The organism is Streptomyces xanthii (assembly GCF_014621695.1).
Classification (GTDB): Bacteria; Actinomycetota; Actinomycetes; order Streptomycetales; family Streptomycetaceae; genus Streptomyces; species Streptomyces xanthii.
This window is the reverse complement of the sequence record NZ_CP061281.1, coordinates 25,756-51,135: the sequence shown is the minus strand read 5'-3', so window position 1 is coordinate 51,135 and position 25,380 is coordinate 25,756. Positions and strand designations below refer to the sequence as shown.

At 70.6% G+C, this 25,380-nt stretch carries 21 protein-coding genes; 7 read left to right on the top strand and 14 right to left on the bottom strand.

Annotated elements, in window-relative coordinates; all coding sequences use genetic code 11:
• Positions 1–196 precede the first annotated feature (196 nt).
• Entirely contained in the window at positions 197–1,156 is a 960-nt protein-coding gene (locus tag IAG42_RS00250; protein WP_188334950.1) for an aldo/keto reductase, read from the bottom strand.
• A complete protein-coding gene (locus IAG42_RS00245) occupies positions 1,153–3,045 on the bottom strand; it encodes a hypothetical protein (protein ID WP_188334949.1) in 1,893 nt (630 codons plus the stop codon). The genes IAG42_RS00250 and IAG42_RS00245 overlap by 4 nt, the downstream gene beginning before the upstream one ends.
• A gap of 194 nt (positions 3,046–3,239) precedes the next feature.
• Here IAG42_RS00245 and IAG42_RS00240 point away from each other — a divergent pair, with 194 nt between their 5' ends.
• The 3 genes from IAG42_RS00240 to IAG42_RS00230 all read left to right on the top strand — a co-directional run bounded on the left by IAG42_RS00240 (position 3,240) and on the right by IAG42_RS00230 (position 5,967).
• Positions 3,240–4,061, top strand: coding sequence for an amidohydrolase family protein (locus tag IAG42_RS00240; protein ID WP_188334948.1), 822 nt, complete (start codon positions 3,240–3,242; stop codon positions 4,059–4,061).
• Positions 4,062–4,163: 102 nt separating this feature from the next.
• Complete coding sequence (locus tag IAG42_RS00235; RefSeq protein ID WP_188334947.1) at positions 4,164–5,159, top strand: acetylxylan esterase; 996 nt, start codon at positions 4,164–4,166, stop codon at positions 5,157–5,159.
• Between the two features lie 49 nt (positions 5,160–5,208).
• Positions 5,209–5,967 carry a GntR family transcriptional regulator gene (locus IAG42_RS00230; RefSeq protein WP_188334946.1) on the top strand — a complete coding sequence of 253 codons (759 nt, stop codon included), beginning with the start codon at positions 5,209–5,211 and terminating at the stop codon, positions 5,965–5,967.
• An 84-nt stretch (positions 5,968–6,051) separates the two neighbouring features.
• Here the strand turns inward: IAG42_RS00230 and IAG42_RS00225 are convergent, their stop codons facing one another.
• The 5 genes from IAG42_RS00225 to IAG42_RS00205 form a co-directional block, all read right to left on the bottom strand.
• Positions 6,052–8,025 (bottom strand): right-handed parallel beta-helix repeat-containing protein, encoded by a 1,974-nt coding sequence (locus IAG42_RS00225; protein WP_223205781.1) that lies wholly within the window; start codon positions 8,023–8,025, stop codon positions 6,052–6,054.
• A gap of 43 nt (positions 8,026–8,068) precedes the next feature.
• Positions 8,069–8,989: a carbohydrate ABC transporter permease gene (locus IAG42_RS00220; RefSeq protein WP_223205780.1), complete on the bottom strand. Its 921-nt coding sequence runs from the start codon at positions 8,987–8,989 to the stop codon at positions 8,069–8,071.
• A gap of 10 nt (positions 8,990–8,999) precedes the next feature.
• The gene (locus tag IAG42_RS00215) at positions 9,000–9,896 is read right to left on the bottom strand and encodes a carbohydrate ABC transporter permease (RefSeq protein ID WP_223205779.1); all 897 of its coding nucleotides are present in this window, start codon (positions 9,894–9,896) and stop codon (positions 9,000–9,002) included.
• Entirely contained in the window at positions 9,893–11,137 is a 1,245-nt protein-coding gene (locus tag IAG42_RS00210) for an ABC transporter substrate-binding protein (protein ID WP_188334945.1), read from the bottom strand. The genes IAG42_RS00215 and IAG42_RS00210 overlap by 4 nt, the downstream gene beginning before the upstream one ends.
• Before the next feature lie 178 nt (positions 11,138–11,315).
• On the bottom strand, positions 11,316–12,626 hold the full coding sequence (locus tag IAG42_RS00205) for an alpha-L-fucosidase (protein WP_223205778.1): 1,311 nt from the start codon (positions 12,624–12,626) through the stop codon (positions 11,316–11,318).
• 123 nt (positions 12,627–12,749) lie between these two features.
• Here IAG42_RS00205 and IAG42_RS00200 point away from each other — a divergent pair, with 123 nt between their 5' ends.
• Positions 12,750–13,562, top strand: a complete 813-nt coding sequence (locus IAG42_RS00200; RefSeq protein ID WP_223205777.1) for an RraA family protein — start codon at positions 12,750–12,752, stop codon at positions 13,560–13,562.
• 29 nt (positions 13,563–13,591) lie between these two features.
• On the opposite strand, the gene IAG42_RS00195 is transcribed toward IAG42_RS00200, so the two are convergent.
• Both IAG42_RS00195 and IAG42_RS00190 read right to left on the bottom strand, forming a co-directional pair.
• A complete protein-coding gene (locus IAG42_RS00195) occupies positions 13,592–14,878 on the bottom strand; it encodes a BNR-4 repeat-containing protein (RefSeq protein WP_188334943.1) in 1,287 nt (428 codons plus the stop codon).
• A gap of 35 nt (positions 14,879–14,913) precedes the next feature.
• On the bottom strand, positions 14,914–16,293 hold the full coding sequence (locus tag IAG42_RS00190; protein WP_188334942.1) for an MFS transporter: 1,380 nt from the start codon (positions 16,291–16,293) through the stop codon (positions 14,914–14,916).
• A gap of 171 nt (positions 16,294–16,464) precedes the next feature.
• Here IAG42_RS00190 and IAG42_RS00185 point away from each other — a divergent pair, with 171 nt between their 5' ends.
• The gene (locus tag IAG42_RS00185; RefSeq protein ID WP_188334941.1) at positions 16,465–18,750 is read left to right on the top strand and encodes an FAD-dependent oxidoreductase; all 2,286 of its coding nucleotides are present in this window, start codon (positions 16,465–16,467) and stop codon (positions 18,748–18,750) included.
• 50 nt (positions 18,751–18,800) lie between these two features.
• On the opposite strand, the gene IAG42_RS00180 is transcribed toward IAG42_RS00185, so the two are convergent.
• Complete coding sequence (locus IAG42_RS00180) at positions 18,801–19,556, bottom strand: IclR family transcriptional regulator (protein ID WP_262928298.1); 756 nt, start codon at positions 19,554–19,556, stop codon at positions 18,801–18,803.
• Between the two features lie 416 nt (positions 19,557–19,972).
• Between IAG42_RS00180 and IAG42_RS00175 the strand changes: the two genes are divergently transcribed.
• The gene (locus IAG42_RS00175) at positions 19,973–20,380 is read left to right on the top strand and encodes a hypothetical protein (RefSeq protein WP_188334939.1); all 408 of its coding nucleotides are present in this window, start codon (positions 19,973–19,975) and stop codon (positions 20,378–20,380) included.
• 142 nt (positions 20,381–20,522) lie between these two features.
• Here the strand turns inward: IAG42_RS00175 and IAG42_RS38285 are convergent, their stop codons facing one another.
• Positions 20,523–20,651 (bottom strand): hypothetical protein, encoded by a 129-nt coding sequence (locus tag IAG42_RS38285; RefSeq protein WP_262928297.1) that lies wholly within the window; start codon positions 20,649–20,651, stop codon positions 20,523–20,525.
• A gap of 152 nt (positions 20,652–20,803) precedes the next feature.
• On the opposite strand from IAG42_RS38285, the gene IAG42_RS00170 reads away from it, so the two are divergent.
• A complete protein-coding gene (locus IAG42_RS00170) occupies positions 20,804–22,615 on the top strand; it encodes a hypothetical protein (RefSeq protein WP_188334938.1) in 1,812 nt (603 codons plus the stop codon).
• A gap of 12 nt (positions 22,616–22,627) precedes the next feature.
• Here IAG42_RS00170 and IAG42_RS00165 read toward each other — a convergent pair whose 3' ends face one another.
• From IAG42_RS00165 to IAG42_RS00155, 3 genes are all read right to left on the bottom strand, one after another.
• Positions 22,628–22,993: a hypothetical protein gene (locus IAG42_RS00165; protein WP_188334937.1), complete on the bottom strand. Its 366-nt coding sequence runs from the start codon at positions 22,991–22,993 to the stop codon at positions 22,628–22,630.
• Between the two features lie 152 nt (positions 22,994–23,145).
• Positions 23,146–23,934 carry a class I SAM-dependent methyltransferase gene (locus tag IAG42_RS00160; RefSeq protein WP_188334936.1) on the bottom strand — a complete coding sequence of 263 codons (789 nt, stop codon included), beginning with the start codon at positions 23,932–23,934 and terminating at the stop codon, positions 23,146–23,148.
• Positions 23,935–24,120: 186 nt separating this feature from the next.
• Positions 24,121–25,377 carry an MFS transporter gene (locus IAG42_RS00155; RefSeq protein ID WP_188334935.1) on the bottom strand — a complete coding sequence of 419 codons (1,257 nt, stop codon included), beginning with the start codon at positions 25,375–25,377 and terminating at the stop codon, positions 24,121–24,123.
• Positions 25,378–25,380: the final 3 nt, after the last annotated feature.

Genomic DNA, 25,380 nt, shown 5'->3' with positions numbered 1-25,380 from the left:
ACGTTCGCCGACTGGACCACCGTGGCACCCCGGCGCCTGTGTCACCGGCCACCTGATGAGCCGACTCAGTGCGACCGCACTGGCCCTCGGCACCTGACGGCTCACCGCGGGCTTCGCGTACCTGCTCTGGCTCACCAGGGGATTCCGACGCCCGACACCCGGGATGATCCTGGAGGAGAGCGCTGCGACCCAGGCCTCAGCCGTCCAGCAAGGACCGCGGCACGAACCCGGCGTCGGTCAGCCGCTCCCACAGTCCGTCGGGGACGGGGAAGCGGGCCGCCGCCGCGTTCGCGGTCACCTCGGCCGCCGAGCGGCAGCCGACGACCACCGAGCTGACCGCCGGGTGCAGGAAGGGGAACTGGACCGCGGCCGCGGACAGGGGCACGCCGAACTCGGCGCACAGCGCCCGGCACTCCCGCGCCCGGGCCAGCTCCCGCCCGGGAACCGGACGGTAGTTGAACATCGCGTCGGGTGACGGGTCCGCGAGCAGACCGGTGTTGAAGACGCCGCCCACGACCACCGCCGTCCCGGTCCGCGCGCACAGCGGCAGCAGCGTCGTCAGCGCCTCGTGGTCGAGCAGCGAGAACCGGCCCGCGATCAGGACCACGTCCACCTCGTACTCGGCAACGTACGCGGCCAGGGGTGCGCTGTGGTTCATGCCGAACCCGATCGCGCGCACCAGCCCCTCCTCGCGCAGCCTTCGTGCCGCCGGATAGGCCGTGCGCCTGACCTCCTCCGGGTAGTCGTCCGGGTCGTGCAGATATAGGACGTCGACCGAGGACCGGCCCAGCCGGGCCAGGCTCGACTCCAGGGACCGGCGGATCCCGGCCTCCGTCCAGTCCGTGACGACCTCGCCCGGCGCACCGCCGGGCCCGGGGCGCAGGAGCCATCCGGCCTTCGTCGAGATGACCGGTTCGGTGATCCCGGCCGGCCCGAGCAGCCGGCCGAGGCGCTCCTCGGCCTGGCCGTGCCCGTAGCGCGGCGCGGTGTCGAAGTAGCTGATCCCTGCCTCGGCAGCGGCGCGCAGTGTGGCGGCGGCGTCCTGCTCGGACACCTCCTCGAAGAGCCCGCCCAGCGGCGCGGTCCCGATGCCGATGCGGGGGAGGGCGAAGGGCGTCCGGGGCGCGGCCCGGTCGGTCGTGGACGCGGTCGTCATGCTTCCTGCCAGGGGGGGTCGTACGCGGGCCGGCCGGCCCGCAGGGTCATGGCCAGCGTCAGCCGCACCCGCGTACGGCCGGGCAGTTCCACACGGCAGTACGGGCCGCCGGCCTCGTGCGCGGGGCCTTCGTCGACGCGGACGGTGTGCACGACGTGCTCGGCGAAGGAACCCGCCTGCACGACCACCGAGCGCGCCGCCCCGCCCAGATTGACCAGCTCCACCGCCGTGTGGTCCGGGCTGATGTCCGTGACGAGCGCGGCGACGTCGGGCGGCAGTCCCGGGCGCCGCTCAACGGCGTCGTGGTAGCGCAGATGGAGATGGGCGAGACCGCCGTTGTAGAGGACCTGCGGAGAGCCGGTGGTCAGCTGCAGCAGTGCCTCGGTCAGCACCGGATTGAGCTGCTGCCAGTGGTGGATGCCGAGCGCGTCCGGGCCGACGGCCGGGTCCACCGGGTCCCCGGCGATGGCGTCGAGCCGCTCCTGGCACGAGGCGAGCGCACTGCGCAGCATCCGCTCGGGGAAGTCAGGATTGCGGTCCTGCAGGAACTCGTACCAGGGTTCCTCGTGCCCCGCCTCGTCCTTGATGCGCTGGGTGTGCACCGCCGACCAGTCCCAGTGCGAGCCGGCCCGCAGCACCTCGATCCGCTCCCGGTCCGCCTCCGCCCGGCTGAAGTGCCACAGGGACAACGGGAGTTGGCCCGGCATGACCGTGAAGTCGAACCAGCCGGAGTCGTTGTGCCGCTGCGGGACCATCAGGGTGCGGTCGGCTGTCATCGCCGCGAGATGGGGGTCCCAGCGTTCGCCGAGCGTGCCCCGCTCGTCCGCGCCCCGCTGCTCGGCCCGGCGCAGCACGGCGTCCAGCGGGTTGCGGGCCAGGTCCAGGAAGGCCGTGTCGCCGGTCAGCAGGGTGGCGTTGGACGCGCCCACCAGGGTGCCGCTGGCGACCGGGGACAGCCCGTGCGGCCACGACCATCCGTAGTGCCCGCCGTACCAGCGGCCTTCCAGGTACTCGCCGACCTGGCCGCTCAGCCCGGCGTTGTCCGGGACGACGTCGCGCCCCGCGAGCCGCTCGAGCCAGACACCGGCGTACTCGGCGACCCAGTCCGCGTAGCGCTGTCCGCCGCCCAGGAGATACGCGTTGGTGGCGAGCCCGGTCGCCGCCAGGTTCACGACGGTGTCGCCGCGGCCCATCCGGTCCCACATCGCGCGGCCGTAGGCGCGGGCCCGCTCGGGGGACGCGGCCAGGTCGTCGAAGGACATCACGTCGGGCATCCCGTCGAGCGGCAGCCCGTAAGGGCGCAGCGCGAGACTCCACGGGAAGCAGGCGTCCTCGTCGCTGAATCCCCACCGGGGGCCCGCCGACCCGTTGTGCGGCGCCCGGATCACCCGGTGCGCGGCGTCGTAGTTCGGGCCGCCCGGGAGGTAGAAGTCGGCGAAGCGGCAAGCCAGTTCACGCAATCGGGCGTCGTCCGGATCAGCGAGGCACAGCCCGTAGAACAGCAGCAGCCCCTCGCCCTGGTGGAACCAGTCGTAGCCGCGCTCCAGGCCGCCCTCCAGCATGCCCATCTCGGTGAGCTGCGCGCTCACCCCTTCCCAGTGGCGCCGCGCGGCGGCCAGGAGCTCCGTGCTGCCGCCGAGGACGTACAGCGTCGGCCAGTTGAAGAAGGGCTCGTAGAAGTCGTCCACGCCGTCGCGGCCGTCCAGGCCCCGGCCCAGCGTGTCGCGGAACACGAGGCGCCCGTCTCCCTCGGTGTACCGGTCGGCGAACACCCGCCACGCCTTGTCCTGGAGGGCGAACAACTCCCGCTCCAGCGTGGCCCATCGGGGGATCTCCGTGACGGGGCGGTCCGCCCGCAGGAGCGGACCGTGCCCGGCGCCTGCCCTCATCGACGCACCGCTTCCGTCGTGTCCGCAGCGCTGCTCCGCTCGGTCCCGTGCCTCACGTGCCCCCACCCTTCACAATCGACCATCGATAGCCGATGGTTAGACTCACCGGCGCGAGCCGGCGTGTCAATACTCCGGAACCACTCCGGAACCACCCCAGAGCCACTCCGGAACCACCCCCGAGGAGGCTGTCGACCGTGATCGACTGCCATGTCCATCTGTGGGACCCGGCCCAGGGATTCCCCTGGATCCGCCACGACAGCCCGCACCACCGGACCTTCGACGCGGACGACCTCGCCGCGTCCGGCGCGGCCCCGGACCTGTCCGGGGCGATCCTCGTCGAGGCGTCCCGGGGCGACGCCGGAGAGACGGACGCCCTGCGCGCGGCGCGGCTGCTGCGGCCGGACCTCGTCGCGGGATACGTCGCGAACCTGCACGTCCACGCCGCGGCCGGCCCGCACCGGCTGCGCGCCCTGCTCACGGAACCGCACGAGAGCCGCCCCAGCGGAATGCGGCTCGGCGGGCCGCGCTGGACGGACACCCCCGAGCCCGCCCGGGCCCTGCTCCCCGTCCTCGCCGACACCGGCGCTGTGCTCGAACTCAACCTCCTCGCAGGCGCGTTGCGCACCGCAGCGGACGTGGCCGCCCGTCATCCGGCGGTCACCGTGGTCGTCGACCACCTCGGCAACCCGCCGAATCTGCGCACGGACCCGGGGGAGTGGTACGCGGACCTCGACCGGGCCGCCGCGGAGCCGAACCTCGTCGTGAAGATCTCCGGCCTGCTGACACAGCAGCACAGAGTCCCGCGCGAACGGGTCGCGGCCCTGGTCCGCCGCGTCGTGGACACCGTCGGCCCGCAGCGCTGCCTGATCGGATCCGACTGGCCGATCTGCCTGCCCCGCGGGAGCCGCGCCGACTCGCTGGGCCTGTCCCGGCTCGGCCTCGCCCGCCTCACTGCACGGCAGCGGGAGGACGTCCTGCACGCGAACGCCGTGCGGGTGTACGGGCTGAGTGGTTGACACGCCGCGAATCCCCCTGATTCGATTCCTTCGATAATCGATAGGTGATGACCTCCTGTTCCGGCCCGGCAGGGCCGGCCCCGACCCCCGCGGAGACGCTCCATGGCCTTCTTCGACCTGCCCCTGGACGAGCTCGAGAGATACCGCCCGGACCTGCCGGAGCCCGCCGACTTCGACACGTTCTGGCAGCAGACCCTCGCGGGGCAGGAGCAGTTCGCCACCGCCGCGACGTTCGCCCCCGTGCACAACGGACTGGCCACCGTCGACACCTTCGACGTGACCTTCGCCGGATACGGCGGGCATCCGGTGCGCGGCTGGCTGCACCTGCCGGTGACCCGCACCGGCCCGCTGCCCGCCGTCGTGGAGTACCTGGGATACGGCAGCGGCCGGGGAGCCCCGCACGAGACGCGGCTGTGGGCCTGCGCCGGATACGCCCACTTCGTCATGGACACCCGCGGTCAGGGAGCCGAGACCCCCGACCCGGACCCGGCCACCGGCGACACCGCGGCCCCGGGATTCCTCACCCGCGGCGTCCTCGACCCGCACCGCTACTACTACCGGCGCCTCTACACCGACGCGGTCCGCGCCGTCGCCGCCGTGCGCACCCACCCCGACGTCGACCCGGCGCGCGTCGTCGTCACCGGCACCAGTCAGGGCGGCGGCATCGCGCTCGCCGCGGCGGGACTGGTGCCGGACCTCGTCGGCGTCATGCCGGACGTGCCGTTCCTGTGCCACTTCCCGCGCGCCACCACGATCACCGACCGCCCGCCGTACGTCGAGGTCGCGCAGTTCGTGAAACGGCACCGGGAGCACGCGGCCACGGTCGCCCGCACGATGGCCTACTTCGACGGCGTCAGCCTGGCCCGCAGGGCCACCGCGCCGGCCCTCTTCTCGGTCGCCCTGATGGACCACATCTGCCCGCCGTCCACCGTGTACGCGGCCTTCAACCACTACGGCGCCGAGCGCGGGCAGGGCGAGCCGGACAAGCGGATGTCCGTCTACCCCTACAACGATCACGAGGGCGGCGGCCCCGCCCACGAGGTCGTCAAACTGGAGTGGCTGGCGAAGCGGCTGGTGGAGACCATCGATAGACGATGAGCGCGTATCATGGCACAACCGGCTCGCTCCGTCGCACGATTGGGAATCCATGACATCGAATGCGTCGGCTGGATTCGTCTCCACGCTGGCCACCAACAAGGACCGCTTCCGCAAGACCCTGATCTCGGACCAGGTGTACGACCTGTTGCGCCAGGCCATCGTCGACGGCGACCTCGGGCCGAACGAGCGCGTGGTCGAGTCGGAGATCGCGCGGCGGCTCGGCGTGAGCCAGGCCCCGGTGCGCGAGGCGGTCAAGCGGCTCGCCCGCGAGGGCCTGCTCATGCACGTCCCGCGCCGCGGGCACTTCGTCGTCGAGATCTCCTCGCAGGACGCCGAGTACGCCCGCCAGGTGCGCGAACCGCTGGAGCGGCTGGCCGCCCAGCTCGCCACCGAGCACCTCACCGACGACCATCTGCGGGAGCTCGACGCGCTGGTGGAGCGGATGCGTGCCGCGGTCGCGGCGCACGACGTGAGCCGGTTCCGGGACGCCGACATCGAGTTCCACACGCTGGTCAGCCAGATCGCGGGCAACCCGTTCCTGGCCCGCATGTGGGAGGTCGTCGAGCCCAGCCTGCGGGCCCTGCGCGCCATCTCGGACCCGCTCTTCGAAGGCGACTGGAGCGCGATGGCCGACGAGCACGGCCGCCTGGTCGAGCTGCTGCGTGCCGGCGACGCGGAGAAGGCGGCCGCGGCCTTCGCCGACCACGCCGCCGGCCGCGGACCGGTCCCGGACGCCCGCGCGAAGAGAGCGCCCAGGGCGGCCGGGGCGGCGAAGAAGCCGCGGAAGGCCGCGGCCAAGAAGCCCTGACGCTTCCCCCACCGCACGAGGGCCGAGGCCCGAGCCGGAATCCCGGCTCGGGCCTCGGCCGTGCGGTCCGGCCTCGTCATCCGGCTAACGGCGGGCTCCCGCGGTCCACCGGGGCGCTCCGTACTGGTAGGCGCCCAGGCTCGGCACCGGATCGGTCGATCCGTCGTTGATGCCCGGCAGGGCGATCGCCGCGTTGCGTGCCGGTGAGCCGTCCTGAAGCCGGTAGTCGTGCGCCGCCGCGTCGACGAACAGCGGATCGACGTCCGGGGGCAGGTTGTTCGACAGCACGAGCCCGCCGTCGGTCGCGCCGCTCAGGCCCCGGATCGTCCCGATGTTGTTGTAGATCCTCGTGCCGGTCGACTGCCCCGGCTCCTTCACGTAGAAGAGGGTCATCCCTCCGGTGTTCCCCGCGACCAGGTTGTCGTGCGACCCGGTCCCGAGCCCGTTGAGCATCACCGTGCCCTCGCGGTTGCCCCAGCCCACGTTGTTCGCGATGACCAGGTCGCTCTGCCCGTTGTCGGCGTAGATGCCGGAGATGCCGAACGTCGACGACTTGGTGCTCGGATCCGGGTCGTGCAGCACGTTGTGGTCGAGGGACGAGCCCATCATGTACGCGCTGCAGCAGGTGTAGATCGCGGCGACGTCGAGGCTGAGCCGCGCGTACCCCGAGACGTCGTTGTACGCGATCACGTCCTTGCCGGGTTCGAGCCCCTCCACGGTGTTCCACTGCAGGTTGATGCCGCTGCGGCCGACCCGCGAGATCGTGTTGTGGGTGACCGTCTGGCTGTTGCCCTGCACGGCGATGCCGGCCGCGTACGTGCCCATGTAGTCGACATCGTGGATCACATTGTCGGTGGCGGTGTTGTTCTGGCCGCGCAGCGCGATGCCGTTGCCCGCACTGAGCGACAGATCACTGTTGACCACCTTGTTGTGGGTGCCGTTGATGATCAGGCCCGTGTCCGAGACACCCCGCGTCACCGTCGTGCCGCAGTCCGTCGCGCCACGCGTGATGTCCGTGTAGTGCGACAGGTACTGGCCCTTGATCCCGTCCAGGGTCACACCCGTGCTCGTGTCGCCCGTCCGCACGGTCGTCGCGAAGAGCTTGATGCCCTTCACGGTCGTGTGGCTGGTGTCCGACAGGTCGAAGCCCAGGGTGCGCCGCTTGGCCTCCACCCGGTGGTTGTCCGGGTCGTCGTCCCCGTACACGTACAGCTTCTTGGCCGTCGGGTCGTAGAACCACTCGCCGGGGCGCGCGAGTTCACCGATCTTCCCGGAGAGGGCGTACCGGGTCTCGTTCGGTACGACCTTGTGGACGCACGGCGGCGCCACGTCGAGGGTCACCGAGCCGACCGCCGAACTCTTCACGGTGCCGGTGGCCGAGATGTACCAGTAGCCGGTGAGGGCACGCGCGCCGTCCCAGTACCCCGCCGGACGGGTCAGGGCCGCGTCGGAGATCGTGGCGTCCGCACTGCCCGCACCGGCGTACTGGAGCGTGGGGCCCAGCAGGTCCAGGCCGGGATGCGGCCATTGGGCCTCGATGTCCATCTTCTTTTCGGTGAACACCTGGACCGTCGACACATCCGCGCCGAGGTCCACGTCGGTGCTGTAGATGTGCCCGGCCGCCACCGCGTCGCTGAACTGCGAGCCGGCGGCGAACGGATCGCTCTTGGCGATCTCGGTGACATCGGCGGCGGTGACCGGATCGAAGCCGGTCAGTCGCGACGCCCCGTTCACCGTGACGTCGGCGCCCACCGCGGCCTTGTACGTGATGGGCAGCTCGGCGGTGCCGGACCGGGCCGGGACCACCGTCTCCTCGTACGAACCCGAGACGATCTCGCACGTGTCCCCGGGCACCATGACGTCCGCGCACTTCTGGATGTGCCGGAAGGGGTGGGTGGCGTTGCTGCCGTCGTTCGCGTCGTCGCCGTACGGGCCGACGTAATAGGTCTTGCCCGCTTGAGACTTGGGCGGATGGGCCGCGGCCGGATGACCGGCCGCGACCACGGTCAGCGCAGTGAGCAGGGCGGCCGCGGACAGATGTCTCCATCTCCTGGACACTCAGTGATCCTTTCTTCCGAGGTCGACGCGGACAACGCGGAGGTCAGCCCTTCACGGCGCCCACCGTGAGTCCGCTGATGATGTGGCGCTGCATGTAGATGAAGAAGATGACGACGGGCGCGACGGCGAGCAGCAGGTTCGGGAAGACCTTCGTGAGGTCCGTCGAGTACTGGCTGATGCCGGCGTAGATCGCCGTCGTCACCGTGTAGTGCCCGGAGGACGGGCTGAGCAGGATCTGCGGGGAGACGAAGTCGTTCCAGATCCCGATGGAGTTGAGGATCAGGACCGTGACGACCGCCGGACGCATCAGCGGGAAGATGATGGTCCAGAAGGTGCGGTAGCGGCCCGCGCCGTCGATCGTCGCCGCGTGGTCGATGTCGACCGGGATCGTGCGGATGAACCCGACGAACAGGAAGATGCTCACCGGCAGCGTGGACGCCACGTCGTGCGCGACCAGACCGGTGACCGTGTTCGCGAGACCGATCTCCCGCAGCACGTAGATGACCGGGATGATCACCGCGGCACCCGGGATGAACGTACCCGCGAGGAAGTACAGCAGCACCAGCTGCGTGCGCTTCTTCAGGCTGCGCGCGATCGCGTACGCGGCAGGGCCGGCGAGTGCGATGCACAGCACGTCCACGATCACGACCAGGAACAGCGTGAACCCGTACCCGCCGATCACGTTGAACTGCGGGCTGCTGATCGCCGCCGACATGTGCTCGAAGGTCAGACTGGACAAGGGAATCGAGAACGGGTTGTTCAGGATGTCCTGCTGCGACTTGAACGCGTTGACGACCAGCAGATAGACCGGCACGACCATGACGACGAACAGGACGCTCAGCAGTACCCAGCGGACCGGGGAGCGCGTCCCCTCGCGCTCCGCCCGCACCGTGTCGTCCTGTTCGGGCGGCCGGACCTTCGGCTTGTCGCCCTTTCGCGTCGTGAGCGCCTCTGTTACGACCACCACCGGCTCCTTACCGACCCGTCGCTGCCTGGTCCTGCCGGTTGCGCAGCGCCGTCACGAGGAGGGCGAGCACGGCGGAGACCACCATCAGGAACACCGCCTGAGCGGTCGCGTAACCGACCTTGGTGCCCTCGAAGGACCGGGCGAGAATGAGATACGTGAACGTCTGCGTGGACCCGGCGGGACCACCGCCGGTGAGGCTCACCACGATGTCGTAGGCCCGGATGAGCCCCACCAGGTCGAGCACCGTCGCCACGGTCACCACCGGCGCGATCATCGGGATCACGACCCGCAGATTGATCTGCCGCTTGTTCGCGCCGTCGATCGCGGCGGCTTCGAGGAGCTCGGCCGGCACGGTCTGCAGCGCGGCCACGAACAGCACCACGTTGAAGCCGAAGCCCGCCCACACGATGACCGCGATCAGCGAGACGAGCGCGAACTTCTCGTCGAAGAGGAAGCCGACCGGCTCGATGCCGAACTTGGCGAGGGTGTTGTTGACGGCGCCGTTCGTGCCGAGGATCGCCGCCCACAGATAGCCGAGGATCAGCGCGCTGATCACGTGCGGGAAGTAGGCGACCGCCCGGAAGAACGAGTTCGTGCGCGACTTCCCCTTGAGGGCGAGGGCGTACACGAGCCCAAGGCCCACCATGAGGACCGTGCCGGCCACGGAGATCAGACCGGTCACGTACCAGGCGTCCGTCGAACTCGGCTCGTCGAACAGGTGCGTGTAGTTGTCGAACCCGATGAACGCGGCGGTCGAGAAGCCGTCCCAGTCGGTCAGGCTCAGATACACGGCCACGCCGACCGGCACGACCGTCATCACCGTGTAGAGCAGGACCGCCGGGCCCATCATGCCGAGGGAGACGGCGGACTCGCGGACACGAGCCCGCCGCCGACCTCGGGTCACTGCTGCGCGTCCCACCACTTGTCCAATCCGTCCGCGACGGCCTTCGGGGACGCGCCCGTGTACAGCGACTGGATCTGCTTGTTGAGCTCGTCGCTGAACCCGGCGACCGGCTGGTTCTCACCCGACTTCACGATCACCGACGGTGCCTTGTCGAGGATCTTCTGCACCGATGTGCCCAGGCTCGACATCGGGTACGAGAAGCCCTGGCGCAGGTTCGCGTCGGAGGCGAGCTGGCTCTTGATGGCCTCCGGGTCGGTCGTCGCCCACTTCACGAACTCGATCGCCTCGGCCTTGTGCGGCGACTTGTTCACCACGACGTACGGGTTCGAGACGTTGCCGAACTGACCCGACGGGTACACCCCGTCGGTCGGCATCGTGAACACCCCGATGTCGTCGCTCTTCTTCGCGGCGTCGGCGGCCGGCACGAAGAACGAACCCATGATGTACATCGCCGACTTGCCGTTCAGGAACGCCGTCTGGCCGTCCGGGTACGTGACACCGAGGGCGCTCTTCTGGAGGTAGCCCTTGTCGATCCAGCTCTTGTAGGCCTTGAGATACGGGAGGTAGCCGCTGCCCGCGAACGACGTCTTCTTCGCGTTGCGCTTCGCCGTCCACTTCGGGTCGGCGGTGAGTACGCCCGCGTCCGCCATCATCGAGAACTGGCCGCCGGTGACCCACTGGCCCGCCGTCTGCAGCGGCGCGTAGCCTGCGCCCTTGAGCTTGCCCATGGCGGCGGTGAAGTCGTCCATGGTCCTGATCGCCGTGGCGTCCAGGCCGGCCTTCTCGAAGGCCGCCTTGTTGTAGAAGACGAGTGACTGGATCTGCTCGCCCACCCCGGCCATGTACTGCTTGCCGTCGACCTTGTACTGGTCGGCGAGCGGGGTCTTGGCCGCCCAGGACTGGTCGGACAGGTCGGCGAAGAGCGAGGCGGTCTCGGCGGTCGGCGTGATCTGCTGTGCGACGTCCGGCGGGTCGCCGGCGGCCAGGTCCTGGCGCAGCTTGGCGTCCGCCGCGACCGTGCCGGTCAGTTCGAGCTTGACCGTCACGCCGGGGTGCGCCTTCTCGTACTTCGCGAAGAGGTCGTTCCAGTACTTCTCCGTCAGGTTCGGCGTGATGTTGACGATCACGCGGAGGGTCGTGCCCTCCGCGGCCTGGTCGGACCCGCCGCCGCAGGCGGCGGCCGACGCCATCACCAGCGGAGCCACGGCGAGCGCACAGGTCCGGCGCCACATTGCTCTCATGGGACACGCTCCATTGCGGTCGTAGATAATCGATAGGTCATGTTCGGGCGGAGCTCGTGACGAGTGGTACGAGGGGTCCGGCCGAAGGGGGGAGGGTCGCGGGATGTGAGATGCGGCTGCCACGCGAGCCAGTAATCGTCTATCGATTACTGATGCTAGGGGGGCCGCCCGCGCATGTTCAAGAGTGCTGCGGCAACCGCTTTCCCGGGTCCTCGTCGAGGAACAACTCGACCACCGGCAACAGCACATCGGGCCGCGCCACCGGGAGCGTCAGAGTGAGCGTGCCCGCCGGACGGCCCGGGGGAGCCAGGTTGTTGTGCTCGTGCCGCGCCCCGTCGATCTCGTGGAAGGCGACCTCCGAGCCGTCGTGCAGGAACTGGGCGTAGCGCACCCGGCCTGCCAGCCCCGGCAGATGGACATGGCGCAGCGGCCAGGCGAGCAGATGGAGGTAGAGGCGGCGCCCGGACCGCGTGTAGAGGGCGTTCGCGGGTGCCCGGTACGGGCTCGGTCCCGCGCCGTGCACCGCCCGCCCGTGCAGCCGGGTCCACTCGCCGATCGCCCGCAGGGTTCCCTCCGCCCGCGGATCCAGCGCGCCACGGCCCGTGGGCCCGACGTTGAGCAGCAGATTGCCGCCGCACGCGACCGACTCCACCAGCATCCGCACCAGCAGTGCGGGGTCCTTGTAGTCGTGGTTGTCGCGGTCGTAGCCCCAGGAGCCGTTGAGGGTGTGGCAGGCCTCCCACATCACCGGGACGCCGTCCCGCTCCACGGGGCGATCGGGCTGGTACTGCTCGGGCGTCACATAGTCGCCGGGGACGCCGAGCCGGTCGTTCACGAGAATGCCGGGCGCCAACTCCCGCACCGTGGCCAGCAGTTCGCGCGCACCCCACTCCTCAGGACCCATCCCGGGGTACGAGAAGTCGAAGAAGAGCAGATCGACGGGCCCGTACCCGGTGAGCAACTCCCTGACCTGCGCCCGCAGATACGAGCGGTAGCGCGCCAGATCCCGCGGCTCGCCGGCGGCCCCGGTGCCGCGCAGCGGATGGTGCTCGTCCACGGGGAAGTCCGGGTGGTGCCAGTCCAGCAGCGAGTAGTACAGACCGACGCGCAGTCCCTCGGCGCGCATCGCGTCGGCGAACTCGGCCACCAGATCCCGGCCCTTGACGCGCACCGATGTGTAGTCGGTGTGCGCCGAGTCGAACAGGCAGAAGCCGTCGTGGTGCTTCGCGGTCAGCACGGCGTAGCGCATCCCGGCCCTGCGCGCGGCCCGCGCCAGCTCCCGGGCGTCGAAGAGGTCCGGGTCGAAATGCTCGAGGTAACGGTCGTACGCCTGCTGGGACATGGCCTCACGGCTGCGCACCCACTCGTGCCGCGCCGCGAGGCTGTAGAGGCCGAAGTGGACGAACAGCCCGAAGCGTGCGGCCTCGAACCAGCCGGCGGGTGCGCGGGGTACGGAGGGCGAGTCAGGCCTGGAGGGCGAGGAGGGCACGGAGGACTCCTGGGGGCGTTGACTGATGGCATTGACATCGCTAATCGATTGGCTGTTATCTACCATCGATAGGCGATGCTGTCACTGGCGTTGCGTGCGAGGAGCACGCGGAGAGGCAAGTGAATGAACCCGAGCAGGGATCGAGGAACGCCGTCGACGGGGGAGACCCGGATCTACGAGTCGATGAGGGCGCCGGTGCACACCGCGCCCTACGCACGGCCGACCGCGCGCATGGTGGAGGCGCTCGAGGACGTGAGCGCGGCGACGGCCTGCGCGAAGCTGCATCAGATGGGCATCACCCGGACCTTCATCGACGGCCCCGTGCCGCTGCACCGCGAGCCGGACGTCAAGATCACCGGCGGCGCCGTGACCCTGCAGTTCCTGCCGCGCCGGGAGGACGTCTTCAACGGGGCCGAGCAGGAGGACGCCGAGCGCGACACGGCGCTGTGGGGCGTTCTCGAGTCCATCCGGCCCGGCGACGTGCTGGTGGTGTCCGCCCACGGCAGCCACTTCACCGGCTGCCTCGGCGACATGCTGGTGCGCTACTTCAAGCTGCGCGGCGGCGCGGGCATCGTGGTCGACGGGCGGGTGCGGGACGCGGCCCGGGTCAGGGCCCTCGGGGTGCCGATCTGGTGCACGGGCGTCACACCGCACTACGCCTCGCAGACCGAGCTGTTCCCCGCGGCGTTCAACGTGCCGGTCGGGGTGGGCGGCACGCTGGTCACCCCGGGCGATCTCATCGTGGCCGACGAGGACGGCGCGGTCGTGGTGCCGCAGCACAGCGCGATCCCGCTGGCCGACGACGCGCTGCTGCACCAGGACCGCGAGGCGTTCGCCCGCCGCCGGCTCGACGAGGGCGGGATCCTGTCCGACTACTACCCGCTCACGGGCGAGGGCCTTGAGGAGTATCTGGCGAGCCGGCAGCCCGCGACCTGAGGCGGCCTCGCCCGGGACCGGGTCCGGCCTCAACGGCGGGCGTAGTAGAGGGAGTTGTGGGCTGTGTCCGGCAGATAGAGCACGTCCTGCCCGTCGGTGTCCCGGCGCACCGCGAGCCGGTCCGCCGTCAGGCCCGGCGTGGGTGACGACGACGTCCAGGCGCCGCCCGCCTCGGTCGCCACGAAGACACGGTCGGCTCCCGAGGCGGTCACGTAGTAGACGCGCTTGCCCTCCGTCCCGTCCCAGGTGATGCCGATCGCGGCGGCGGTCTGCCCGCCCGCGTACACGGTCTGCCGCACCCAGCCGGCACCGCTCGGGTAGGCGTAGTACACCCGGAAGTCGCCCGCGCTGTCGGCCGAGCGGTAGCGGAAGGCGACCTTGGGCGTCGAGCCGTCGAGGGTCAGCTTGGCGCTCTGCACGGCGGGCCCGGTGTACCCGGTGTTGTCGGTGCTCCACTCCTCGCCGGCGGTCAGGCCCTGGAGGACGTCCGAGGTGTCCGGTGTGGTCGGGACGGCGAGGGCGGCCCCGGTGTGGTCGGCGAACTCCCCGGTGGCCGGGTCGTAGCGGAGATACGAGAGCTGGTGGCGGAAGCCGGACGCGGGGGCCTTCGACCACTCGTACAGGAGATGGACGCGACCGGCGGCGTCGACCTGGAGGTCGTCGGGATAGACGGAACGGTTCAGGGCGGAGCCGAAGGTGGCGACCACGCTCCACGTCGCAGTGGCGTTGTCCCAGTGGTAGAGCTTGCCGGGACGCTGGTCCGCACCGCAGCCCACCCGCGCGGCCAGGTACAGGTCGCCGTCGGGGGCGGTCGTCAGCACGGGGTAGGTGATGCCGGCGCCCTGGTCGGGCAGTCCGCCGGCGTGATCGGTCAGGGCGCCGCCGGCCGTGTCGGAGCGGAAGTAGCGCCATGTGTCGCAGTGCATGGAGGTGAAGACGTGCAGCCGGCCGCTGCCGTCGCGGGCGACGGAGGGCTGGTTGTGGCCGTTGTCGTCGGTGTACTCGGCCTGCGTTCCGTCGCTCCTGAGCAGCGGGAGCCGGTTCCAGGTGCCGTCCGGGGCGCGGCGGGCGACAGCCGGGCGGTGCGTGGTCGCGGTCGTGCCGGGCTCATTGAACGCGAAGTACGTGTACTCGCCGTTGCCCTTGTAGGTGGCCGCCGGGGTCCACCAGGCGGCCTGGTTCGACGAGTCCATGGCGTACGGGACCTTCTCGACCACGGTCGTCGCGGTGGTGGCCTGAGCGGTCGCGGCGAACGTGAGCGCGGCGGTGAGGGCCGCGGCCGACGTGGTGAACGCGCGGGCGCCGACATTGCGCACGGTTGACTCCTTCGGGGCGTGGGTGGGCAGGGGGGTCAGGCGGCGGGCCGCAGCGGCGCGGTCTCGCGGGCGCGCAGTACGACGGCGCCGGAGACGAGGGCGACGACCATCAGGTAGAAGGCGGGGGAGAGGTCGTAGCCGCTGGCGCCGATCAGCCAGGTTGCGAAGTACGGGGTCATGCCGCCGAACAGGGCCGTGGCGAGGTTGTAGGAGACGGCCATCGCGCCGTAGCGCACGCGGGTGGGGAAGAGTTCGGCGAGCGCCGCGGAGATGGCACCGTCGAAGGCGGCGATGCACAGGCCGAGCACGATCATCGCGACCCCGGCGAGGACGGCGTTGCCGCGGCTGAGCAGCCAGAACGCCGGCCAGGACAGAAGTACGAACCCGGCGCAGCCCGTGATCAGCAGCGGTTTGCGGCCGACCCGGTCCGAGAGCGCGCCCATGAACGGCACCGCGGCGGCCACCACGAAGAGACCGGCGGTGGTGATGGCGAAGGCCTGGACCCGGCTGAACTCCAGCGTGGTCTGCAGATAGCCCGGCATGAAGGTCTGCAGCGCCCAGTGGCCGACGGCCTTGACGAGCATGAACCCGGTGCACAGCAGCATGGCCGTGCGGGCGGTGGCGAAGCTCTCCCGCAGCGGGGAGCGGGAGTGGTTGCCCTCGCTCTTGAGCTTGCGGAACTCGGGGCTGTCCTCCAGACGCGTGCGCAGGTACACACCGGCGATGCCGAGCGGTGCGGCCAGAAGGAACGGCAGGCGCCAGCCCCAGTCGTCCATGGCGTCCCCGGGCAGCGTGGCCGACAGCAGCAGCACGATGCCGGAGCCCGCGACGAACGCGGCGAAGCCGGAGGCGTCGATCCAGGAGGTGACGAAGCCGCGACGGCGTTCGGGGGCGTATTCGGCGAGCAGCGTGGTCGCGCCGGCGCTCTCCCCGCCCGCCGCGAACCCCTGGAGCAGCCGGCACAGGACGAGCAGGACGGGGGCGAGTGCGCCCACCGTCGCGTGGGTGGGCAGCAGGCCCATCGCGAGCGTGGAGGCCGAGGTGGCGAGGACGACGATCGCCAGGGTGCGCTGGCGTCCTATCCGGTCGCCGAGCGAGCCGAAGAACAGGCCGCCGAGCGGACGCATCACGAACCCGGCGCCGAACACGGCGAAGGTGGAGAGGAGCTCGGCCTGCGGATTGCCCGAGGGGAAGAAGTGGTGGGCCAGGATCACCGCGAGGGTGCCGTAGATACCGAAGTCGAACCACTCGACGAAGTGGCCGAGCCCCGCGGCCACCATCACCTTGCGCAGCCCGGCGGGATCGGCCTCCCGGCCCGTGTCGCCGGCGCCCCCGGCAGTGTCCTCGGCGGTACCCCCGGCGGCGCCCTCCGCGTCGCGCGGACGTGGTCTGTACTGCGTCGTCTCGTCGGTCATGTTGCTCACCCTGCCTTCTGCGCGGCTCTGTCCGGCACGCGGCGGCCACTGTGCGCCCTCCGCTGCGGCGCGAACTTACAGCAGATCCCACTGGCTGAACAGTAGTTGCACAATATGCATGTGATGTACGTTCATGGCCGCATCCCAGCATCACACCGAGGAGGCCGCACCGTGCGGGAAGAAGAGGCCCATTACGACATCGCCGTCATCGGCGGAGGGCTCGCGGGAACGTGCGCGGCCATCGCCGCCGCCCGGCTCGGGCGCCGTGTCGCCCTGGTCCACAACCGGCCCGTCCTGGGCGGGAACGCCAGCAGCGAAGTGCGCGTATGGGTGTGCGGGGCCACCGCGCACGGGGTGCACCGGTGGGCGCGGGAGACCGGCATCATGGGCGAGCTCTACACCGAGAACCAGTACCGCAACCCTGAGGGCAACCCGTACTACTGGGACCAGGTCGTCCTCGACGCGGTCCTCGCCGAACCGCTCCTCGATCTGTACCTGAACACCGACGTCCGCGAGCTCGACGCCACAGGCCCACATGATGCACGCGAGTTGCATTCATGTACCGGCTGGATGATGGGATCGGAACGTCGCATCACCTTCCACGCGCGGCAGTTCCTCGACTGCACCGGCGACGGCCTGCTCGGTCATCTCGCGGGCGCCCGCTACCGCACCGGCCGCGAGGCACGCTCCGAGCACGGCGAGCCCTGGGCCCCCGAAGAGGCCGACGAGGCACTGCTCGGCTCGACGATCCTCTTCCACACCAAGGACGCGGGCCACCCGGTCAAGTTCGTCCCGCCCGCCCACGCCAAGGACCTGTCGAGCACGCCCATCCTGCGCAACCGCGTCCTGCGCACCGGCGACAACGGCTGCGACTACTGGTGGATCGAATGGGGCGGCGAGCTCGACACCGTCCACGACAACGAGCGCATCCGCGACGAACTCCAGGCCGTCATCATGGGCATCTGGGACCACATCAAGAACTCGGGTGAGTTCCCCGACGCCGCGAACCTCACCCTGGAATGGGTCGGCAGCATCCCCGGCAAGCGCGAGTACCGGCGCTTCGTCGGTGACCACGTCCTCACCCAGCAGGACGTCCTTCAGCAGCGGCCGTTCGAGGACCGGGTCGCCTTCGGCGGCTGGTCCGTCGACCTCCACCCCGTCCAGGGCATGTACGCCGACGAACCCGGCGCCCGCCAGCGCTACGCGGACGGCATCTTCCACATCCCGCTGCGCAGCCTGTACTCGGTGAACGTCACCAACCTGCTGTTCGCCGGCCGCAACATCTCCGCCACCCACATCGCCTTCGGCGCCACCCGCGTGATGGCGACCTGCGCCACGCTCGGCGAGGCCGCCGGGACCGCCGCGGCGCTCTGCGTCACCGAAGGCCTGACCCCGCGAGAGCTGGCGCACAAGCACCCCGAGAAGGTGCGCCGCACGCTCCTCAAGCAGGACGCCTCGGTCATCGGCATACGCGACGAGGACCCCGCCGACCTCGCCCGCTCCGCCCGGGTCAGTGCCTCCTCCCACCTGCGCCGCCTCGCCGCCGAGCCGACGCGGGCCGCGCCCGGCGAGCCGTACCCGCTCACCCGCGACCTCGCGCTCCTCCTGCCGGTGGACCCCGCACTCGACACGGTCGATCTGCTCGTCCACGGCGCCCCCGACGACGGCCGAGAGCTCACGGTGGAGCTGTGGGGCACGGGCCGCCCCGAGAACGCCGTCCCCGCCGACCACCTGTCCACCACCACCGTGACCGTCCCGCCCGGCGGCCCCCACTGGGTCACCGCCCGCCTCGACCACCGGCCGGACACCCCCGGCAACGCCGTCCTGATCGTCCGCGCCTGCCCCGACACCGCGCTGGTCCTGCTCCCCGAACGCGTCGACGGCGTCCTCGCCCTGCGCCGCAAGGCCGAAGGTGACGCGGCCGTCGACCACGACATCCCCGAGGAGGAGGGCCAGCTGGTCCTGGAATGGCAGGCCCGCGGGCTGCGCCGCCACACGTTCTGCTTCCGGACCGCCCCCGACACCCGCGCCTTCACCCCCGAACAGGCCGTCGGCGGTTTCCAACGCCCTTACGCAGGCCCCCAGATGTGGTCCTCACAGCCGCTGACCGACCCCGCCCGGGCCGACGAGTGGCTGCGCCTGGACTGGGACCGGGAGCGGGAACTGGCCGAAGTGCGCGTGGTGTTCGACGACGACGTCGACGAGTACCTCAACAACCTGCACCGCCACCGCACCCCGTTCGAGATCATGCCGGAACTCGTCCGCGACTACCGCGTCCAGGCCCTCGAACCCGACGGCACCTGGCACACCCTGCTGGCCGTGACCGGCAACCGCCGCCGCCACCGCATCCACCGCCTGGACACCCCGGTCCGCACGAGCGCCCTACGGCTGAAGGTGGACGCGACGCACGGCGCCCGGCACGCCCACGTCGTCGCGTTCAAGGCATACGGAGAGTAAGCACACGGCCCCGGCCGGCCCTTCCGCTGAGGGGCCGGCCGGGGCCGTTCTCACACGGCGCCCAGCGCCTGACTGACGGCGTCCGCCGCCTCGATCACCTCGCGCGCCAGAGCCGTCCGCGCCTCGGGAACCCCCTGCGCATCCTGCCCGCCGAGCACGGAGGTCGGCCCCCACAGCGAGACCGCGGCGACCACCTCGCCCGACGCGTCACGCACCGGCGCCGCCAGCGAGGCCCGGCCCAGCGCCCGCTCCTCGGCCTCAACGGCGTACCCGCTCCGGCGCACGGCCGCGAGCTCCTCGTCGAGCAGATCGTGGCTGACGGTGGTGAACTCCGTGTGCGCCTCGAGCGGTTCCACCAGCAGCCTGCGCCGCTCCTTGGGGGACAGCCCGGACAGCAGGCACTTGCCGATACCGGTCGCGTGCAGCGGCGCCGTGTGCCCGGCCTGCGTGTACGACTTCGGGGCGCGCGTCCCCTCGAAGTTGCACAGGAACATCAGCACGTCCCCGCGGCGCACAGCGACATTCGCGCCGAGCCCGGTCCGCGCCGCCAGTTCCTGCAGCACCATGCGCGCCGCGCGGTGGACGGGATGCCGGTTGACGGCGGTCGCGGCGAGCGGCAGCGTGCCCAGGCTCAGCCGGTACAGACTGCTCACCGGGTCCCGCTCGACCATGTCGAGCCGCTCCAGGGTGGACAGCAGCCGCGACGCCGTGGAGGAACCGAGCCCGGTCAGTTCGGCGACGTCGGACACTCGCAGCTCGGCCCGCCCCGAATCCAGCGCGCGCAGCACCGATACGGCTCGTTCCACACTCTGGTTCGTCCCCGCGTCGGTCGCCCGAGTAACCATGCCGCTCCTCTGTCTGCATGCGACTTGCACACTCTGCATCACCATATCGCGATCACGGGGGAGGGCGTCGCCCCTGGACCACTACGACCGGCGATGAGCATTGCACGGGACCGGTCATGATCTCGGCGGTCGCGCTGGGCGGACTCGGCTTCCACTGGCTACCCGCCATCAGGGAGTCGTTGTCGCTGATCCGGCTCTGGTGCACGGCGACCGGCGGAGGGGGATTCGGCGGGTGCCGACCGGGTGCTCATTGCGGTGGGGAGCGGGGCTGTCAGAATACTGACCAGAGTTGAACATGTTCAACTTTCGTGGCAGCGTGAGCGCTTGCCGGTCTGGTGCGCGAAGCAACCAGCGTTTGACGTACGCAAGGGGGAGCCATGCCCGATGAGCGAGGGCGAGTCGCTGCGGGGTTGCGTGGGGTGGTCTTGGCGGTCGCGGTGTTGGCGACGGCCACGGGGTGCATGTGGCAGCAGCAGACGCTGACGCGGGCCGACATCGTAGGCACCTGGACCGAGGGCGATACCGGGACCGTGCTCTTCAAGGACGATGGCACCGTCGTCGTCACCGACCTCGCCGAGTTCAACAACGACGGCGACAAGGTGTCGGAGTGCAGCGGCACCGGCGAGTGGGGTGTGTATCCCGACGAAAAGGAAGCGGAGCAGTTGTGGACCACGGTCTGCGATGGCAACCCGTGGGAATTCGGCGGCTCGAAGGAGCATCCGACGATGCGGCGCAGCGTGGGAGATCCTGACAACGGGGACGCCCAAACCCTCAGCCGCAAGTAACGGAAAGCCGCCCGGTGCGTCGGGCCCGTCATCCACCCGACGCACCTGTACAGGCCCATGAGGCGACGATCTGGTATCCCGTGGTGCTGGGGCCGAGGTCATGGACGGTCCACAGGGCGGCCTGGTCACCTGCCAGGCACGGCTACATCGTCGGCTGACCGCTGCGGGCCACCAGGCACAGGCGACTGCCCGCGTTCTGGCGCAGCGCGGTCGGAGTCTCGGGGAGCGTGGCCATGGTCCAGGTCTGGTAGGGACCTACGTCAGGGAACATGCGGGCGGAGCAAAGTTGTGCGTACCGGGATGCGTCGCGACACCGGGCCCAGGCCGTCAGATCCGTGCGGTCGGGTAACCCAACTCCCCTCTTCGCCAAGATGGTTGCTGTGGGCTACGGTCGGGGCCGGTCTCTGCGAGGGAGTGGTGCTGGTGCCCCGATATGTGCTGGCCGCGATGGGCGTGTACGGCAGGGAGGTCGCGCGCGAGGAGCGCCCCGCCGCGCCATCGCTCACCATGGTCGCCGCGTACGGTGATCTCCATGGCTGCGACTATGTGACCGTCTCCGAGGGGGAGGCCGTCGGGCTCTACGCCCGCGACCTCGGAGGCACGTGGGACGCAGTGAGCCCCGGGACCGACGCGGTGACCGCCGACGAGATGCGCCTGTGGTTCGAGCTCACCCACCACTACCCGGGCCCGGACGGGGCGGACCCGAACCATCCGCTGGGCAGGGCCCCGCAGCCAGGTGCCGTCGGACGCATCGACGAACGGCGCGCCATCACCCTGGTCCAGGAGCACATCGCCACCGGAGGCCTGGACTACCCGGTCCAGGGCCTGGCGGCGGATCGGTTCGCCGCGGGCTGGAGCGTCTACGCGCCCGTCGACGTCGACGACAGCGATCCCATGGCCTTCCTCGACATGCCCGTCGGCCGTTCGGTGTTCATGGTCGGCGACACGGGGCGCATCAAGGAGGTCACCTCCGCCATTCCGCCCGGACAGGCCCACGCATTGTTCACCGCGGAGGAGGCCTTCGTACGACGTCCGCCCGCTGAAGAGGCGTTCATGAACGACCTCAAGGCGGAGTTCGAGCGCCTCGACGCCCGGTCCGGGCAGCCGGGCGCGATCACCGACTTCACCGTCGTCGGTACCCCGCCCGAGGAGATGACGACGGCCCGCGTGACCGCGCTGACCGACGAGATCGCCCGCCAACTGGCGCTGTGCGGACCACAGCAGTGGGAACGCATGGTGGCGGTATTCTCCTGCGCCGTCTCCGCCGAGACGGCCGACCTGTGCTTCTGGCAGCACGAACAGCCCCTGGAGGCACGGGTGCCGGAGCAGATAGCCGTCCTCGTACGCCGCCAGCGCCACCTCGCGGCCGCCATGCCCGCCGGACCGTGGCTGCGCTTGATGATCTCCGTCACCAAGGGGCCCGGCGGCCAGGCCCAGGTCTCCACCCAGTACGACTACGGTGACGAGCGGCTCCCCGAGGGGCAGTTGCTCGCCCCCACGCACTACCGCAACGATCTCGCCGCCTACCCGCGGGCCGGGGTGCCGGCATGGCTGAGGGCCTATGCCGGGGCGAACGGCCGTCGCACGGCATCCCCAAGTACGACATCCCCAAGTACGACATCCCCGCGCACGGCGCCTCCGCGATCCGCACCCCCGCGCCCGGAGGCCCCCGAACGCCCCTTCGTGGACAGCCTGGTCGGCTGGACGACGCACGTGGTCGCCGACAGCCAGCGGATCACGTACGGCCGTGACTCACTGGCCTGGGAGGAGATCGAGTGGGTCCGGTATCCCGTCTCGCGGACCAAACACCTGGGCTTCCTGATTCCCTCCACGTACACCAATACGTACACATACGGCGTGGGCAGATACGGGGACTCACCGGCGAGTCTGGGAAACCTGACCTGGAGCAAGGGCGGCAAGAGGGCAGAGGCCCCCGAAGGATGGCTGGCCCTGGTCGAGTTCGCGCAGCGAGTCCTGGAGCCCCGGTTGCTCGCGGAGCGTCTCGACCTGATCCGGCGCGGCGGGTCGTTCACCATCGGCGAGATGCGCGTGCACCGCGACGGGCTCACACTGCGCGGCGTCATGGATGCCGCTTGGGGCTCACTCGCGGACATCGAGGTCGGGAACGGACTGGTGTCGATCCACGAGCGGGGCAGGCAGCAGCCGGTCAGGGTGTCGCTCGGCAGCGCCAACGCCGTACTCCTGCCCCGCATCGTGGCGGCCATGGCCGGCTGAACTGAGCCGCGGCTATGCGCCGTTCAGGTGCCCCGAGACCTGTGTGATCTCCTCGGCGCCCAGCGGGTACGGGCTGCCGTACAGCAGCGGACCGGTGACGACGGCGGGACCGGTGACGGGCGCCGCGCCGTGATCGGCCGCGAGCCGGCTGGCCACGGGGTTGGGCGGGCCGGAGCGCGCCTGGCCCGGGCCGTCCTCGGCGTACCAGAGGGTGAGCTCCTCGCCGAGTTTGGTGGACCGTATGTGCTCCGAACCGAGAAGGCGGGCGACCTCCTGCACGAGCTCCATCCCGAACGACGAGGTCCTTACCTGCCGGATGCCTCTGTCGGACACGAGCAGCACGCCGGACGTCGCCTTGTTCCGCTTGAAGAGTCCCATCCGGTCACTCTATTGACGCAGTCACGTCACCTGCCACCCGCTTGTCCGACCCCGTCCTGCTCGGGTCGTGAGGGTGGGAGTTGAAGCGGATCGTCATGCCCAGGCTGTTGGCCGGACCGACTCCGGCGGCCCAGGCCGCAGATCCGCGCATGTCACCTGTTTGAGGGTTTGCGTGCTTCTATCAGAAAGCGCGTCGTGTGCGCGAGGAATGGACCTTCCGTCGTGATGAGTTCGTGCAGCTCGCGCAAGCGGTCATGGTAGGCGTCGACGGTGAAACCGGGAACCATCCAGATCACCTTGCGCAGGAAGTAGATCACCGCGCCGACGTCGTAGAACTCGGTGCGAAGCCGCTCGAAGCGCAGGTCCACGATCTCCAGTCCCGCCGTCTCGGCGTCGCGCCGTGCGTCGTCGGGGTGGCGTGCGCGGCGGTTCTCCTCGGGTTGCGGGCCGAGGAAGAACTCAACGACTTCGAACACGCTTGAGTGACCTACCTGTTGGGACAGGTACGTGCCACCCGGCTCAAGAACGCGGGCGATCTCGTCCCACCACACGGTCACCGGATGGCGGCTGGTCACCAGGTCGAAGGCCGCGTCGGCGAACGGCAGCGGCGGTTCGTCCGCGTCGGCGACCACGACCGCGCCGCGCGGGTGCAGCAGGCGGGTCGCCGTGTCTACGTTCGGCGGCCACGACTCGGTCGCGACCATCGTCGGCGGCAGGTTCTCCGCGCCCGCAAGGACCTCGCCGCCGCCCGTCTGGATGTCGAGCGCGGCCCGGGCGCGGCCCAGGCGCTGGCTCATCAACCGCTGATATCCCCATGAGGGGCGCTGCTCGGTGGCCCGCCCGTCCAGCCAGGAGAAGTCCCAGCCCTCAACAGGGGCCTCTTCGGCTTCCGCGACGAGTTCATCGAAAGAGCGGGAGGTGCGCGAGCGTGAGTCGTTCATGGAGTAACCCTCGCATCCGCCCGGTCCCTCCGCTGCTCGCTCCGCGTACTGCTCCCGAGCGGCGCCGCCGGTATCTGAGGCGGTTGCCTGTTCCTGACCGAACAGCACTGGCCGGTGTCGCCTGAGGGGAGGTCCCGGACGGGGTTCATGACGATGGCTCCCAACGCATGTGTACGGCAGTGGAGTTCAGTGCGCGGTCGTTGCGGGGGTGCCCACGGTCTGCGATTCGTGCGTGTCAGCGGTGTGGTGTGCGACGGTCCGCGAAGGGCCGGTGGTGCCGCGCAGTGCGAGGGCGATCAGCGGCAGCAGGGTGAGCGCGGCGAAGATCGCGCCGACCAGGGCCGGTCCAGTCAGACCGAGCGAGGAGTCCAGGGCCTGCCCGGCGACGAGGGAACCGGCGGCGATGCCGGTGTTGTAGCCGGAGGTGGTCATCGCCGAGGTGAGGGTGGGGGCATCACCGGCGAAGCGGACGGCGAGGGAGGTGACGACCGGGTTGACGGTGAACCCCGCCAGGGCCATGCCGAAGACCAGGACCACGGCGGCCACCGGGCTGTTCGAGGCGGGGACGAGAGCCAGCAGGATGAGGGACGTGGCCGTTGCCGCGGTGATCGTGGTGACCATCGGGCGGCGGTCGCCGAGCCGACCGCCGATCGCGGTGCCGCCCAGCGCACCGATACCGAAGGCGATCAGCACCAGCGGTACGGCACCGGCCGGGATGCCCGCCCGGTCGGTCAGCAGCGGGGTGATGTACGTGTACGTCGCCAGGACCCCGCCCATGATCAGTACCGCGGCGGCGAGCGCCAGCCACAGCCGTCCCTGCTTCAGGGCCCGGACCTCGGCGCGCACCGAGACGTCGGCCCGCTGCTCGGTACGAGGGATGAACCGGCCGACGAACGCGGCGGCCAGGGCGGCGAGGACGGCGAGTGCCCAGAACGGGCCGCGCCAGCCGGTGTAGTGGCCGACGAACGAGCCGATGGGCACGCCGACGACATTGGCCAGCGTGAGGCCGCCCATCATGACGCCGACCGCCCGGGTGGACCGGGCGGGCCCGGCGGCAGTGGTGGCGATGACGAAGCCGACGGCCCAGAACGCGCCGGTGGCCAGGGCGGTCACCACGCGGGCGGTGAGCACGATGGTGAAGGAGGTGCTGAGCGCGGCGACGGCGTGGCCGAGGGCGAAGACGGCGAGGGCGCCGATGAGGGTGTGGCGCTGGGGCAGGCGCAGGGTGGCCATGGCCATCGTGGGCCCGCCGACGATCATCCCGACGGCGAATGCGGTGATCAGGAGGCCGGCGTGGGACACGCTGACGTTCAGGTCGGCGGCCATCTCGGGCAGCAGCCCGGCGATGACGAACTCGGTGGTGCCCATCAGGAACGTGCCGGCGGCGAGCACCCAGACGACGAAGGGCAGCTTGCCGGGGGCGGGCCCGGTGGCGGAGGGCATGCG